Source organism: Anoxybacillus sp. PDR2 (assembly GCF_009834045.1).
In the GTDB taxonomy this organism is placed as follows: domain Bacteria; phylum Bacillota; class Bacilli; order Bacillales; family Anoxybacillaceae; genus Anoxybacteroides; species Anoxybacteroides rupiense.
On record NZ_CP047158.1, the window covers coordinates 2370838 to 2386916 of the forward strand.

At 40.8% G+C, this 16079-nt stretch carries 9 protein-coding genes, 4 pseudogenes and 1 CRISPR repeat array; of the genes and pseudogenes, 6 read left to right on the forward strand and 7 right to left on the reverse strand.

Going from position 1 to position 16079, the window contains the following annotated elements; all coding sequences use genetic code 11:
* Window positions 1-81: 81 nt before the first annotated feature.
* Genes GRQ40_RS11305 through GRQ40_RS11320 form a run of 4 tightly spaced genes read right to left on the reverse strand, consistent with a single transcriptional unit; the run spans window position 82 to window position 4042 of the window.
* Window positions 82-744 carry a cysteine peptidase family C39 domain-containing protein gene (locus GRQ40_RS11305; RefSeq protein WP_159720020.1) on the reverse strand — a complete coding sequence of 221 codons (663 nt, stop codon included), beginning with the start codon at window positions 742-744 and terminating at the stop codon, window positions 82-84.
* The gene (locus GRQ40_RS11310) at window positions 713-1981 is read right to left on the reverse strand and encodes an ATP-grasp domain-containing protein (protein WP_159720021.1); all 1269 of its coding nucleotides are present in this window, start codon (window positions 1979-1981) and stop codon (window positions 713-715) included. The genes GRQ40_RS11305 and GRQ40_RS11310 overlap by 32 nt, the downstream gene beginning before the upstream one ends.
* Window positions 1982-1985: 4 nt before the next feature.
* Window positions 1986-3209: an MFS transporter gene (locus GRQ40_RS11315; protein WP_159720022.1), complete on the reverse strand. Its 1224-nt coding sequence runs from the start codon at window positions 3207-3209 to the stop codon at window positions 1986-1988.
* Window positions 3206-4042: a D-alanine--D-alanine ligase family protein gene (locus tag GRQ40_RS11320; protein ID WP_159720023.1), complete on the reverse strand. Its 837-nt coding sequence runs from the start codon at window positions 4040-4042 to the stop codon at window positions 3206-3208. Before GRQ40_RS11320 ends, GRQ40_RS11315 begins: the two co-directional genes overlap by 4 nt.
* Window positions 4043-4598: 556 nt before the next feature.
* Between GRQ40_RS11320 and GRQ40_RS18795 the strand changes: the two genes are divergently transcribed.
* The 4 genes and pseudogenes from GRQ40_RS18795 to GRQ40_RS18575 form a co-directional block, all read left to right on the forward strand.
* Window positions 4599-4733 carry a hypothetical protein gene (locus tag GRQ40_RS18795; protein ID WP_255458137.1) on the forward strand — a complete coding sequence of 45 codons (135 nt, stop codon included), beginning with the start codon at window positions 4599-4601 and terminating at the stop codon, window positions 4731-4733.
* A gap of 65 nt (window positions 4734-4798) precedes the next feature.
* Window positions 4799-5638, forward strand: a pseudogene (locus tag GRQ40_RS11325) (IS256 family transposase).
* 72 nt (window positions 5639-5710) lie between these two features.
* A protein-coding gene (locus tag GRQ40_RS11330) for an IS3 family transposase (RefSeq protein ID WP_201295956.1) occupies window positions 5711-6861 on the forward strand; the annotation gives its coding sequence in 2 pieces (ribosomal slippage) (window positions 5711-5966 and window positions 5966-6861; 1152 coding nt in all).
* Window positions 6862-6902: 41 nt separating this feature from the next.
* Window positions 6903-7043, forward strand: a pseudogene (locus GRQ40_RS18575) (IS256 family transposase); the annotation flags it as partial.
* Between the two features lie 92 nt (window positions 7044-7135).
* A CRISPR array of direct repeats spans window positions 7136-11036; the repeat unit is 30 nt; unit sequence GTTTCAATTCCTCATAGTTAAGATAAAAAC.
* Between the two features lie 595 nt (window positions 11037-11631).
* On the opposite strand, the gene GRQ40_RS11335 reads toward GRQ40_RS18575, so the two are convergent.
* Window positions 11632-12057, reverse strand: a complete 426-nt coding sequence (locus tag GRQ40_RS11335; RefSeq protein ID WP_159720024.1) for an NUDIX domain-containing protein — start codon at window positions 12055-12057, stop codon at window positions 11632-11634.
* 336 nt (window positions 12058-12393) lie between these two features.
* On the opposite strand from GRQ40_RS11335, the pseudogene GRQ40_RS11340 reads away from it, so the two are divergent.
* A pseudogene (locus GRQ40_RS11340) lies at window positions 12394-13563 on the forward strand (ISL3 family transposase).
* Between the two features lie 291 nt (window positions 13564-13854).
* Here GRQ40_RS11340 and GRQ40_RS11345 read toward each other — a convergent pair.
* Entirely contained in the window at window positions 13855-14058 is a 204-nt protein-coding gene (locus GRQ40_RS11345) for a hypothetical protein (RefSeq protein WP_159720025.1), read from the reverse strand.
* Window positions 14059-14423: 365 nt separating this feature from the next.
* Between GRQ40_RS11345 and GRQ40_RS19045 the strand changes: the two are divergent.
* Window positions 14424-14830 (forward strand): annotated as a pseudogene (locus GRQ40_RS19045) (zinc-ribbon domain-containing protein).
* A gap of 291 nt (window positions 14831-15121) precedes the next feature.
* Here GRQ40_RS19045 and GRQ40_RS11355 read toward each other — a convergent pair.
* A complete protein-coding gene (locus tag GRQ40_RS11355; RefSeq protein WP_159720026.1) occupies window positions 15122-16006 on the reverse strand; it encodes a LysR family transcriptional regulator in 885 nt (294 codons plus the stop codon).
* Window positions 16007-16079 lie beyond the last annotated feature (73 nt).

A 16079-nucleotide genomic window follows, 5' to 3' on the forward strand; every position in this document is an offset into this window, starting at 1 on the left:
CAAGCTGAAAGCTGACTCAAGAGTCAGCTTTACCTTTACAATTAAAAAATTCAATTTTAGAAATAGATTTTTCATTGTTTTTCATTGCTTATTGTATTTCTCGAGCCAGGAAATCGCTTTTTTCACTTTTTGGGCTTCTGGGTTAAAACAGATAGCACGTTTGGAAAAACTACTAAAAAATCGTTTTTCAGATACGGTGCTATTATTTGCTCCCCATCGAGAAGGATCACGGAAAGTAATAGTTGGCTCAGGTCCTTTGTGTCGTCCACATACAACAACGAGATGTCCTCCGCGTCTACCGTCCTCAGGAAATTTATGAGTGATTGAAACAATCAGAGGTCCTGTTATTTGAAGTACAAGCTGTAATTGTGTTGCATTCTCGATCGCAATCGAAGCGGCACTCAATCCATATATTTCTCCAAGATCAGCAAGTCCCTGATGAATCCATCCTTTTGGAGAATAAGCACGCCGCTTCAATGCTTGATTGAGTAACTCATACTGTGATGGAACTGTTTTTCCATAATGAGAAAATATCATCCGAAGACATGCGAGCCCACAAGCTCGATCTCCCCAATATTCTGCTCCCTTCCCGTCGACGAGTTTACCTTTAGGCCATTCCCTTAGCTCAAAGCGTTGAGAATAACGTGAAACATTGTAGCAGTAATCCATTCCATCTAGCTGAAATAACCCTGAATAACTCTCTAATTCTTCGTTATACTCCCCTAACCGCATTTGAGAATTCAATGTTCTCCCACTCCCTTACAGCTTCATAGTCCCTGTTCAATTGATTTTGATCTTCATGACATAGGTAAAGACCGCCCGGCTTAGTAAATAGATCTATCGTTTGTGATATGTAGTCACCAACTTGTACAGGGATTCGAACACCATGGAACGAGGGCAGTTCCATTATTGGACGTAAATCCAATGGACGGGTTAAAACACCGGAGCATGGTGAAATAAGACTAATTCCCATCGCTGCTTTCCTTAATGGACGAATTTGCCCCCTCTCAACTACGATATGCGGTGCTAGGTACACCTCCACTACTTCGTCAATAAGACTTCTACCAATTGTAAAAAGACCTAGGGACGGATCAACGCCTCCTGGCATTCGGGTTGCAGTCTCTAAAAGAAGCGGACCACGTGAGGTAACGATGACTTCAGTATGACCAGGTCCCCACTTTACTCCGAGCACTGTGAGTACCTCAGCTACATAGTCAATAATCTTTTTAATTTTAGGGTTAGTTGGATCTTCTAGGATCTGATAGTCATAAACAGGATTAGAGTTAATAAGTTTCTTTACTGACCGCCAGACTTCTATAACAACATGAATACCGTTCACCGAAACAGTGTTAACCATATATTCTTCACCTTCGAGGTATTCCTGCACCACGACACCGATATTTTTTTGTCCATAAACATTAGTTTGTTCTAAACACTTTTTGATTGCGATCTCGGTCTCGATTGGGGTATGGCAAATCCGAACGTTGTCAGTACCTGCACTAGCAGCAGGTTTAACAACAACACTGTTAGGCTCCGTTCCCTCTGTCTCCCAAATTACATCTCCATTTATATCAAGATGTTGTTGCCAGGGGATGGAAACACCTGCTTTATATAGTAATTGATGCATCACACGTTTATCACGTCTTGCTTTGTCAAATCCAGGTGTATTAGCAGTAGGTGAATTAATTGCATTAGATAGTAAATCAGCAACATCACTACCACTTTCGATTCCTGCAACAACATGACGAACTCCCCATGACGATAACTTGTCTGCTATTTCAATAACATCTCCAGTGAAATCAAAGTAAGCATTGTAATCATGAGAATGAAATGTAGCAATTTGTGATTCACAAGCAGCATTTCTGTTTCGTATATGAATTACTGGGACTCCACGCGAACGAAATGCAGGACCAAGAAAATGGCCCGTAGAGAAAGCATCAACTATGGCGACAGCTTGTTGATTGTATCCTTTATAAAGCATGTTCTCACTCCTGTCTCCTTATTCTGTACTGGTATGATAGTAAAATAGAAAAAGCACTGAGCAAAACAGTCATAGCTAAAGTGCTCCAAGTTACAGAAAACATTAAAAGAAAAACAGATGTAATCGCTAATCCCAGTAGAGTACTAGCACCTAATAGTGTTGTGCGAAATCCAAATAAGACGGGAGCATAATGCTGTTCAGTATTAGTAACAACATTCAAGTTAAATACCATAAAAGTGGCCTCAAAAAGTACCATGAAGGTAAAGTAGACTGCATAGCTTGGAAGTGCAACAGGAATAAATACAGCTAAAGACCCTAACAACCCTACTATCGCTACGAGAGTCCATTCTGGAAATAACTTTAAAATATTGATTGCTTTGTTACGACTTGCAACCCAACCGCCACATAAGACACCAAGAGTACTAACAGTACTTACTATTCCTACACCATCTACTCCCTGCCCAAGCCGTTGATCAGGGTATGCTATACGAATTGCATTGTGCAATCCCTGGAATGCAGCAACAATACCAAGTTGCCATAACCATCCGGAAGCGATTCGTTGTGCACGTAAAGCTTTGACCAATACATGTAAACCGTCGAGTTCTAATTCGTTACCAATAGGGGACATTGTAACAGTATTACGAACGTTCCAAAGTAATATACCAGTTAGTACGTAAACTAAAGATGAGCAGATAAGAAAGGTTTTGACAGAACTCTGTTCGCCAAGGAGACCAAACAACATACCAGCAGCTGATGTACCAACGATACGCCAAAACTCAATTCGTGAAATGTCTCTTTCAACTTTATTGCGTTCCGTTTCCTTGAACTTTACCACAAGAGAGGCTGAAGAACGCGTGAGGGAATCGCAAAAACCACGTATAACTACTAGAATAAGTACTAAAGGGACTAGTTTTGACTCCGCTGTAAATATAAGAATTACGGAAAGAAGAGCGCTAGTCCATTCTGATCGGGCTGCAACCATTCCGGCGTTTACCTTCTCTGTCAATCGAGCAATACCTGTTGGCCACACTAATGGAAGAATCCACTGACACCCAAATAGTGCTGAAGAAAGCACATATGAATTCGTCTCACGAAGAATCCATACACTTAGTGCAAGATAACTCACCATTCCTACCAGGTTTGATGCAAATATTGCAATGCAGATCTTTCCCGTAATTGACATTGAGAGGCGACTATTCATTTCGGAACGCTTATACTCCGGTATCATTTAACTAGCGTCCTCCTCACCCAAGGTCCGATCTTCTCCAGATTTTTTGCACTTGCTAAAATAATCCCAAGCAACGATGGATAATTGATACCAATAGCATTAGCTGATAAAACAAGATTACTGCCATGTTGAACTCCAGGAATAGTATTTAATTCTAAGAGAATTGGTTGATTATTATGTCCAAGTATAAAATCCACCCGAAACGCCCCTTCAAAATCGAGAACGTCTAGAACTTTTCGAACTGCATCATGAAGACGATGAAGACGTTCGTCTAGTACATCTGTAAATATATTGTATCTAACAATCCCTTCTTGATCCCCTCTCAGCTTACTTTCTTGATCATAATATTGATTATCAGTAATACATTCCACTGGTGGTAAAAGGATTGCATCATTATTTATTCGGATTGCAGGGACTGTCACGGATGTGCCTTGTATAAAAGATTCAGCAATAACATCCAAAAAACCCTCTGCTCGGATTCGCTCTAAAGCATTGATTAAATTGCTGGAATCGTTCACAAGTTCCATACCAACACTACTTCCACCATTTACAGCCTTTAGAATTAACGGGAAACCCAAATTATTAAAATCTTCTGATTTTGGAAATGACAGTCTAAGATATGGTGGTAACATAATTCCACTTTGGGACAAAACCAATTTGGTCAAGCGCTTATCTGCACCAATAGCACTCGTTGAGACACCACTACCCGTATATGGAATTCCTAAGTAAGCCAACAGACCTTGAAGATTTCCATCTTCTCCGAACTCTCCATGAACATTAATAAATGCTGCATCGAAATCCCGTATCAACAAAGTCGGGTTTTGTGGGATCAAGCCACTCTGCCTCAACACCTAGATCAGCAAGTCCATTTAACACATCATATACCGACCACTCAGATTGAGGCTTATTCGATATGTATAGTCTATCCTCTGCCGATGTAGGGCCATATATTACTGCTACTCGCCAATTGGTCACTTCCCTTAGGGCTGAATCAATTAATTCGCGTAAGGCATGTGGTTCATACTTCCACCAACTACTTATATTCATGGTCTTCCTCCTTCATATGATTATTTTTTAATTTTTGTTATTTTTTATAATATTAACAATTAATAGTATAATAGAAATAAATATATATGTAAATATTTCCCTTGTAAAATATTATTAAAAATTCATTTTTCCCTACATGACGCTTACCTTGAACATAAAGTTGTAAAAAATGGTATAATATGGATGAATAAGTTCATTTTTAAACATTTTTTTATCACTCGACAGTAACGCTTTTTTGTGAATATGACTATAACGTACAATAAAGTTCGCAAATATAAAAGGAAAAGTCATCAGTACCTCCGAATTGGTAAGTGACGAGCAAACCAGAAGGAGAGATAACTGATGACCTACACTCATTTTAATGGAAACTTAGAACAAATGCTATTGCAATTTATGTCTGAACAGGACCCCATGCTGTCGATGTTACAGTGGCTATGTGAGCAACTGATGAAAGCGGAAGTCACTGCTAAAGTATAGGCTAAAAAATCAGAGCGTACCGTTCAGGCTACCGTGTGCGTCGCTTTGACACACGTATGGGTACGATGTATCTCTTTGTACCGAAGTTACGGAAAGGGGGCTATGTGCCTTTCTTTGTTACGAAGAAATCACGCTCCGAAACTGCTTTGCTTCAAGTGATTCAAGAAGCCTACATTCAAGGTGTATCGACTCGAAAAATCAAGAAACTAGCCAGCTCATTAGGAATTGAATCCATCTCAGCTAGTCAAGTTTCTCATATCACGAAAGAGCTTAACGAGCAGGTAGAAGCCCTCCGTAACCGTCCATTAGCCGATATCTATCCTGTGCTGTGGGTGGATGCTTTATACGAAAAGATTCGTGATGGGCACCGTGTTGTGAACATGGCTGTACAAGTTGTGATTGGTATCGATCTTGAAGGTAAGCGTGATATTCTAGCGATTGAGCCCATGCTTGAAGAGTCTGAAGCGACCTATAAAACGCTTTTTGAAGGACTAAAAGCTAGAGGGCTACAAGACGTTTGGCTTGTCGTGAGTGATGCTCACAAAGGGCTCTCTAAAGCCATTCGCGAGTCGTTCATTGGTTGTTCCTGGCAACGTTGTAAAGTTCATATGATGCGAAATGTCCTGTCACATATTCCTAGCCGTGACAAAGAAAGATTTGCTGTCAGACTCAAACAAATCTGGTTACAACCCGATGACCAAACTGCGTTATCTTATGCTGAACATCTCATGGATACGGAGGAAAACAGGATTCTGCTGCAATTCAAACGTTAGAGGAAGGACTCGAGGATACACCTACAATTCTTCCATTTTGAAGAAATGGACAGTCGTAAAATATCTTCTACGAACTTACTTGAACGCTTAAACAAAGAGATACGAAGACGTACTCGTGTGGTAGGTGTATGATGCTAGACTAAATAGTGGACACCGAGAATCGAGAATGCGACAATAAACCTAGCAAAATCGAGGTGTCCGAAGATGAGTCAGAAATATGACAAAGAGTTCAAAATCCAAACCGTAAAAATGATTCAGGAACAGGGGAAGCCGGTGGCGCAGGTCGCCCGAGAATTGGGCGTATCCGACAATACTCTGTACCGCTGGATCAACGAATTCAAACAGGATCCGGTCAATGCGTTTCGCGGCAGCGGCAACCTGAAAATCGAGGAAAAAACCCTTCTCGAAAGGCAGAAACGAATCCGCCAACTCGAGATGGAGAACGAAATTTTAAAAAAGGCGATGCACATCTTCGCAAAAGACCGGAACGGATCTTTGCGTTTATCCACAAACACCGCTCCAAGTATCCGGTATCGGAGATGTGCAAGGTTTTGAACGTATCCCGGAGTGGTTATTATCAATGGACCAGGCGCCAGGAAAGCGAGCAAAAGAAACGTCGCCGAGAACTGGAACAACAGATTAGCCGTATCTTTGTGGACTCGCGTCGCCTGTACGGCAGCCCGAAGATCGCTCAAGTCTTGCGCCAGCAAGGTGTTCGGGTATCCGAAAAAACGGTCGCCCGCATCATGAAGGAACTGGGGCTTAAGTCGCGCACCGTCAAGACATACAAGGCGACGACGAACTCGAACCACAATCTGCCAGTGCATGACAATGTGCTGAACCAGCAGTTCAGGGCACAAGCTCCCAATCAAGTCTGGATGGCGGACATCACTTACGTTCCGACAGACGAGGGATGGCTCTATGTCGCGAGCGTGATGGACTTGTACACGCGCAAAATCGTAGGCTGGCACGCCGATGAGCGAATGACCAAGGAATTGGTCCTGCAAGCTCTGGATCAGGCTTACAACCGTCAACGGCCGAAAGGCGAAGTCCTGCATCATTCCGATCGCGGCAGCCAATACGCATCTCATGAGTACCAAAAACGGCTCTTGAAATACGGGATGAAATGCAGCATGAGCCGCAAGGGCAACTGCTATGACAATGCCTGCATCGAATCGTTCCACAGCGTGCTCAAAAAGGAACTCGTCTATCTGGAGAAGTTCAGAACCCGCAAGGAAGCCCAAAGTCGGATTTTTGAATACATCGAGTTTTTCTACAACCGGAAACGCGTACATTCCGCTATCGGGTATCTTACACCTTTTCAATACGAACAAATATACGGTCAAATTGCGTAATTTTCTCGATTCTGGCTGTCCAATCTATTGACAGAGGTCCAGTATTCCCCAACCAGGATTCCTACATTCGCTTAGTCACAAGCTATCTCATGGAGTATAGCGAGGAATAGTCTTGTGCACGTTCCTACATTCAGCCTAAGATGATTCAACAGATTCAAGAAAAACGATTACTTGCTGCATAAACCTATTTGAGGTACTGATGTTTTTTGCGAACTATATTTGACACTAACAAAATGGGTGATGCATCAAGCCGTTTGCAAATTCGATTCTACGAGTTTCCATTCCTCATAGTTAAGATAAAAACCTACATGCATAAAACGATTTTCGAATACCGTTTCGGTTGTTTCAATTCCTCATAGTTAAGATAAAAACTCTTTTGAGGAAGTTGGGGAAATTTTCTCTGTGCTGCAGTTTCAATTCCTCATAGTTAAGATAAAAACTAAAATAAAATCATATAGATGTTCTGTGTATTCTGGTTTCAATTCCTCATAGTTAAGATAAAAACAAAGAACTATAAAGAGGAGTAAATAAAATGAATTTAGTGTTTCAATTCCTCATAGTTAAGATAAAAACGCGATGCATATCTGTTTTTCTCTTCTTCTAGATTCTTTTGTTTCAATTCCTCATAGTTAAGATAAAAACCAATAGCCACCATACTTGCATATCCCGCGGGCAATCGTTTCAATTCCTCATAGTTAAGATAAAAACTTTGCGGGGGTTCTACACCTGTTGCCTTCCATTCCGGGTTTCAATTCCTCATAGTTAAGATAAAAACAGCAACGTACAATACCTACCTTTGCTACTTTAGAGGTTTCAATTCCTCATAGTTAAGATAAAAACGCCTCACGGTAGAGGCGAATCACGCCCTGCGCACCGACGTTTCAATTCCTCATAGTTAAGATAAAAACAAAGTCTCTCAAGAGGTTCTGGCCCAAGCCAATCACAGTTTCAATTCCTCATAGTTAAGATAAAAACGAAAATGTCTAGAAATTTTCCTAGCTTGCATAACTGTTTCAATTCCTCATAGTTAAGATAAAAACGGTCTGTCGTGAAAGAGAAACCATTGTTTTTATAAAAAGTTTCAATTCCTCATAGTTAAGATAAAAACCTCTATACAAAGACGGAAAACTCCCCATCCTCACGACGTTTCAATTCCTCATAGTTAAGATAAAAACCATTGTGGGAAAAGGAATGAACCATGTGATCCAGCGTTTCAATTCCTCATAGTTAAGATAAAAACTGGCCGCGATATCACGCGTCAATCCTTCTGTCGCTTGGTTGGTTTCAATTCCTCATAGTTAAGATAAAAACAATTGTTCGCGAGGATTTTATCGGTCGAACCTCGCGTGTTTCAATTCCTCATAGTTAAGATAAAAACGGGTCCGCAATCATGCCATATTCTTGATCGTTGTTTACGTTTCAATTCCTCATAGTTAAGATAAAAACGGTATCCCATGATGTCGTTGGGGCGGCGGTTTTAATAGGTTTCAATTCCTCATAGTTAAGATAAAAACCAGTCGGTTGAGGTGATTTTCGATCATCATGTCGTGTTTCAATTCCTCATAGTTAAGATAAAAACAAAAATTCCTGTGCCATTTGCGCTTCAGCGCCAATGTTTCAATTCCTCATAGTTAAGATAAAAACAATCATTTGATGAAGGTTTGCCGCCAGCCGTGAAAGTTTCAATTCCTCATAGTTAAGATAAAAACCAATGATAATCCACCTTCAGTTGCTTGTTTTTCTCGGTTTCAATTCCTCATAGTTAAGATAAAAACAATCAAGCATCGTTGAAATCACATACCTTTCCGCGGTTTCAATTCCTCATAGTTAAGATAAAAACAAAATAAGATTGCTAGAGAACCAAGGGCAAAAAGAAAATGTTTCAATTCCTCATAGTTAAGATAAAAACGGGGATGATAATATATTGTATACGGGAACACTACCTAGTTTCAATTCCTCATAGTTAAGATAAAAACTTGATCCGCAAGGCTACAACTATGCCCGCTATATTGGTTTCAATTCCTCATAGTTAAGATAAAAACTAGCCGATGTTATCAGTGTATATGGAGAGCCATTCATGTTTCAATTCCTCATAGTTAAGATAAAAACCTATGAAATGGATGAGAGAAGACGTTACAGAGTATCGTTTCAATTCCTCATAGTTAAGATAAAAACCGGATACGAGAGTCTGGGAACGTGCGGAGGGTGGCGTTTCAATTCCTCATAGTTAAGATAAAAACTCAGAAGGGAAATTCCAATCAGAATACACGAAAAGCCGTTTCAATTCCTCATAGTTAAGATAAAAACTAATGATGTCAAGAACGTCGCAAACATCTTTCGCCAGTTTCAATTCCTCATAGTTAAGATAAAAACCCAAAGCCAGATCAATGATAGATTCGTAGTCCTCCTTTGGTTTCAATTCCTCATAGTTAAGATAAAAACGGAGCAGATGAAAATGGAACAACAAATGGCGATGAAAGTTTCAATTCCTCATAGTTAAGATAAAAACCAAGTATCGCCACACTGATACGCGCGGATCGTACAGGTTTCAATTCCTCATAGTTAAGATAAAAACAATGGCGAAGGAAACCAAAAAAGCCGAAGCCAAAACGTTTCAATTCCTCATAGTTAAGATAAAAACCTTGTCCGCGTTCGGAGAATCTTGCTGATAGACATGTTTCAATTCCTCATAGTTAAGATAAAAACGTGATGAACAGCTTCAGCAACAATTGCAGCAAATGGTTTCAATTCCTCATAGTTAAGATAAAAACATCTGGAAGTATGGCAAAAAAGTGTTTGCGATCATTTGTTTCAATTCCTCATAGTTAAGATAAAAACTTTGGGGCGCCGCACATTGGCACCTTCTCTTTGATGTTTCAATTCCTCATAGTTAAGATAAAAACAAATTGAAAAATCTATGATTTTTGTGTAGTTTTGGAGGTTTCAATTCCTCATAGTTAAGATAAAAACCGAATGCCGCCTAGAGCATTTCCCACCACCATAGATACGTTTCAATTCCTCATAGTTAAGATAAAAACGTGACTGAAGAATTTTTAGATTCCGCCATAAAACGTTAGTTTCAATTCCTCATAGTTAAGATAAAAACAGAATGGCAAAAACGGACAGAGGTGTGTTGATCAAGTTTCAATTCCTCATAGTTAAGATAAAAACACGCTATTTCCCTCACCATCGAGCAGCATGGTATAGAGTTTCAATTCCTCATAGTTAAGATAAAAACAAAATCCTCCAGTCAAGTATTTGCCATTGCGCGAAGTTTCAATTCCTCATAGTTAAGATAAAAACTGATATCGGGACAGGAACAACTGATCTTGATCACATGTTTCAATTCCTCATAGTTAAGATAAAAACAAACATTATGAGTGAGCTGGATCAAGATGAATAGCCGTGTTTCAATTCCTCATAGTTAAGATAAAAACGCACCCCAATTTCAAAGATTCCCTCGAAAGGAAATTGGAAGTTTCAATTCCTCATAGTTAAGATAAAAACGCTAACTCAAACTCCATCTTTTTTTTATTTATATTTGTTTCAATTCCTCATAGTTAAGATAAAAACGACGTGGCTTCTTATCGCCCATGTAGATGTCTGCATAGGTGTTTCAATTCCTCATAGTTAAGATAAAAACGTAATTCGCGTTTTTTCTCCGCGTGTTTCCGAACGGAGTTTCAATTCCTCATAGTTAAGATAAAAACGAGCAGAAAAGTAAAATTGTCAATCGAGGAAAAGCGTTTCAATTCCTCATAGTTAAGATAAAAACCCTCTTGCTGAGAAATGGAACGAGTGGAGAGAAAAAGTTTCAATTCCTCATAGTTAAGATAAAAACACATGACCGTCAAACGCAAGCTCGAACGCCTGGCAAGGTTTCAATTCCTCATAGTTAAGATAAAAACGTGCCATGTGTACTGCTCAAGCTCACTACGAATATCAGTTTCAATTCCTCATAGTTAAGATAAAAACATATCGAAACCTCAAGCAAGTCATTGAAGTAGCCAGGTTTCAATTCCTCATAGTTAAGATAAAAACATGGCGATTGATTCGCCTTCACGTTGCTCCAACTCCTGTTTCAATTCCTCATAGTTAAGATAAAAACCCATGTGCTTTCATCATTTGGCTTAAATGTCGCCAAAGTTTCAATTCCTCATAGTTAAGATAAAAACCCCAAAAGTGATGATGAAATCAGCATTTGGAAAATGGATACAATGTCATTATAAACTTATCTTAAAATTCGAGCAACATCTTCTTTTCCTTATCACAGTGGGAATTTTAGCTGTTAGAAATTTGTCGTCGATCCCCCGGGATTTTTACACGATTGGAGGTCGACGACAAATTTTATCCAGTACGATCTTCAATAATTAGCAATTATTAGGAAATAAAGCATATAAAAAATGAAGATAATAGCCTATTCCCTCATAACTCATCCAGTAAAACAGCGTTCTCAACTACGAGTCGATTAAAAGAAAAAGATATGTGAATAGTTAGTTATAGCCCATTTTTATTTTCCCGAGAACGTGACTTCCCCTGCTCTCTTTAATACATAAACTCTCCTTCTGTTTGTAAACAATACTTATAATAGATGTCTGAGCCCAACATCTTAATGAACCGGATGGTTATGTTTTGCATTTTTAATCGTTGTTTGCATTAATTATACAAAAAAAGCAGCATATAGAGCAGATATGTAAGAGCTTATTGATCCTGTCTTTGTTATGATGGAGACTCCCTGCGCAACCATTTTCTTACAGCATTTCTCATTTACTAAAAATAGTTCAATATTTCACGAGGTGCAAAGTTGTCTATTCTCTTCAACTCTTCCTTGCTCCACCACCTTAACTCTATAAATGTATCTTTCTCATTTTTAGTCATATTTTCGATAGACAATATGTTGTCAGATTGAATAGCAATTTTATAATAAATCTCACGACTTATAAACGAATCTTTTTTTCCTTCAATTAATATATCCATTTCAAATATTGGTTTGTCATGAATATCAACAACAATGCCAAGCTCTTCGCTTAATTCTCTTTTTAATGCCTCTACTGGAGTTTTATTCTCCTGAATGCCACCGCCAGGAGTTACCCATAACACTTTGTTTCCTATAACATCTTTAAATTCAAACTTCTGAAGAAGAACTCTATTAAATTCATTTATTATCACTGCTCTAGAACATTTACGAATTCTCATTGAATTTCTCCTCTTGTCTTTATGATCTTCATCCAATTATACACCCCGGTTCACCAGCGCTGTCACGAATATAGAATCCCTTAAAAAATCTTTCATACTCCTAAAAGTTTTTGTTGAAAGTAAGGGATGTGAATTCTTTATGTTAGCGAATTTGTTCATCTACTATAAAATAGTTAATGTTACGTCTGTAAATATTTTACATATTTATCTATTTAAGGATCTTCACCACAAAATGCACTTGACAATTAGGTTGTTTTCTGATCAAAGGGTATAAAAAATGCGAAAATTCCTGTATGGTAAAGGTGACCAAACCATCAACCATGGAGGAAATTTCGCATGCCATCTCAGTTTATCAAAGAATTGATCACTTTACCAGACTTTCTTATTCAAGGTGAACGAAAAGAGGGAGAACGCTGGATTTTTGAGCTTTCCCTCCCTCCTCATTGTCCGATCTGCCCGACTTGCTTCGGGCGAACAACAAAAATGTCATCGAAACGAAAACAATGGATTCATGGCTATACGAATCACATCGGTCTATTTTGGGTTGAACTTCCCATCGAAAGACGTCGCTGCCAAGCTTGTTCCCTTACATTTACCGTTTCCTATCCGGGGTTTCCGTCTCACAGTATCGCGACGGAATCGTTTCAATATTGGGTTGCCCAGTTATGTATCGGAAAAACGATTCAAGAAGTCGCTCGCTTGTTACAACTCGCCTACACAACGGTAGAACGCTGGTTTTATCAACATGCCCCAACTCTTTTACCAACATCGAATCCTACCGTAGTATGTGTGGATGAATTCGCTTTCCGAAAAGGATATGATTATGGAGTAGCGGTGATGGACGCACAGACTCGGAATGTCCTTTCCATGGCTTCTGGAAAAAATGAAGAAGCCATTGTGGAGGTGCTTCAACCCATCGCCTCCAAAGTGAAGTATGTGGTCAGCGACCTGGCTCCTGCCATGAGAAAAGCCATTGAAAAGGTATGCCCAAAAGCGATCCACGTTGTCGACCGCTTTCATGTGATTCAGTTATTCACCAATGCACTGGAACGTTGTCGCCAATACCTTGCCAAAGGCGGAACCAAACACGGAAGCGTTCGCCGCGTATGTCGATTGTTAAGCCAACATCCGGAAAAATGAACAGAAGAAGAGAGACAAGAAGTTCGACAATGGTGCCAAGAAAGCGCTTATTTACGTGATGTTTATCAAGCACTTCAACATTTCCGTTACGTATCCAAAAGCCAAACAAGAAAACAAGCCAAAACTCGTTTGACCCAATGGGTTGACCGGTACCTTTTTAGCAACTGTGCCGCCGTACGCAGTATTGCCAAGGCACTCATCACCCGAAAAGAGGCGGTGCTTTCTTGCATCGTTTTTCCTTACTCGAATGGGGTGATGGAGGGGACGAACAACAAAATCAAACTGATGAAACGTCGAGGATATGGCTACAGAAATATCCAACGTTTTACTTTGCGTGTCCGTTTAGAGACATCAATCACATTTTAATGTAAAAATCAAGTACATCTTTTGGTGATGAACCCTATTTAATCAAACATCCATTCTAAATACCATTATTTTAATTGATTATGGATACATAAAACTTCTCAAGTGTATCGTCTTTTGGTACAAAGGTGATGAATACTATATTCCTTTTTTCAAATCTTTCTTTAATTTTACTAGGTTAATAATAAAATCCCTACGTTTATCTCTACATAAGTCACAGTCGGTATTCTTTTTCCATAATCCATAAAATTGATGAAAGAATGACGTGGCTTCAATTGGCATGATTGGCTCATGTCAGTGCACCGGGCCGCGGTCCAGCATCGCTTGCAATACAACCATTTTATAGCTTTTTGTCATCGTCGTCCGCTCAATCTTGGCAAGACACGGTTCGTATTGCCAAAAAAGCTCTCTTATTCCGTCCTCACCCCCCCTCCCCATAAAAGAAGCTGACATATGCTTTAAACTCCAATTTATATTCAGAGGCTTCATTTCTACCATGCAAGTAAAGCTCCTAATTTTCTATGATCTCCCGCCCCCATATTTTACAAAATAGACAGCCGTTTTGGCACTAAAAAAATGCTCTTGGTTTTTCTGTGGAAGCGCTGGCCGTTTTGAGTGATGAAGGTGGCGGTTTAATCAGCCTCCCCCTCCCGGTTACGATGCTATCCTGTTTAACGCCCTTCCCATTCTTTATGCCTGGCTGCTTGCCTCCTTCCGTTTGCATGCTCTTCGCCGGGGATGGCCCCGCAAGAAGCGTGAAAATATTTGGCTTACAAACTAGCCACTGCGTTCCAGCACTTGTTTCTAAATTCAATATGACAGCACCTAAATATTTCTATATCCATTCATTGGGAGGGGTTGGCATGAAAAGCATCAAACCCGGCCGGGGACCTTCGCTGCAAGGGTTCGTCGGGAGCATCGCCGCTGTTGTATTCGGAATTTTTTGGATGGTGATGGTGTTTTCCATCACGCGCGATTCACCGTTTGGAGCCACCCGGTTTTTTCCGTTTTTGGCCTGATTTTTATCGGGCTTGGTATTTTTCAAGCGGTTTATCATTACAAAAACGCCACGGGAAAAAACCGCATGTCCGTGCTGGATATTGTCGACAGCCGCGAAGAACCCGATCCGCTGAACGTTCGATTTGGCCATGAACAGCGGCCGGAGCGGCAAGAGAGCCGCTATTGCCCCGATTGCGGAAAACAAGTGCAGCGCGACTTTCAATTTTGTCCGAGATGCGGGAAAGCTTTACCCCCTTGGCGTGAGTCCTAGGGAGTATTTCATCACCTGCGGGCTGCTACGGCGGCGAGGAGGGCTTTACTCGCTTCCTAAACTGTATAGCGATAAAGCGCTTCTAGGTAGGCTGGGACATACCGCCGTCTTGCCCTTCAGCCGCGAGCTTGGGCCGATCTTGTTTCATTTATCGCATGTACCATTGAATCAGCCGCAAGAGCGCCTGATGGCCACACAAAAAAACTTATCGGTAGCCCCGCCGGAAATCCTCTCTCTTTCGCCGCCAAAACTCGTCGTTCTTTCACGATTCAACGCTATGACAATAACTCACTATTCTGCCAACATCTTTATCAACCGCTGGGCCGCTTTTGATAAATAGCGGTCTTTCAGCCACACTAACGCCGTCTCCGAGCATAATGCTGTATCGATGATCTCAAGGACTCGCAATTCCTTGCGAATGAAAGGCGGAATCGCCGTCCGCGGCATGATGCTGGCCCCCATGCCGAAAGCGACGAGCGAGAGCACAATGTGGACATCTTGGCATTCGCATACAACATTAGGGCGAATACCGAAACGCTCCCATTCCGCCATCAGCTGCTCATATAGCCCTTCTCCCTTTTCGCGTCGGACGAGAAGAAGGGGAACGTCCGCCAATTCCGTTATCGACACCGCGGTTTGATCATTCAACATTTCCCAAGACGTTGGAGCCACCAACACAAACGGCTCCGTACCAAGCCGAACCATTGAAAGCCCGCTGTCATCAATCGGAAGGCTGACAATCGCCAATTCGATGTCGCGCCGCTCTAAACGCTCACGAATGCTGAACGGGTCCCCTCCCCACAAGCGAAATGAGACATGCGGATATTGCTCGCGAAATCGCTGAAGCTTCTCCGGCAAATAAGATGCACACAATAAAGCGACACCGAGCGACAGTTCTCCCCGCACTCCATCCCCTGTTTCTTTGACTTCCCGCATTGATTCTTCAAACACATGTAAAACGTGCCGGGCTTTTTCATACAACACTTTCCCGGCTTCCGTCAATTCCACGCTCTTTTTATTTCGCTGTCTCTCAAGCAGCGTTACGCCAAGCTCTTCTTCCATTAGGCGCAGCTGCTGGCTTAGCGGCGGCTGGGCCATGTTTAGCTTTTTAGCCGCCCGCGAGATTTGTCCTTCTTCTACAATCGCAAGAAAATAACGCAATTGCCGAATGTCCATGGCGATCCTCCTATATATGTAAAACGTATATCTCAACTATTTAATAGATATTTAACATATAATTATAGACATG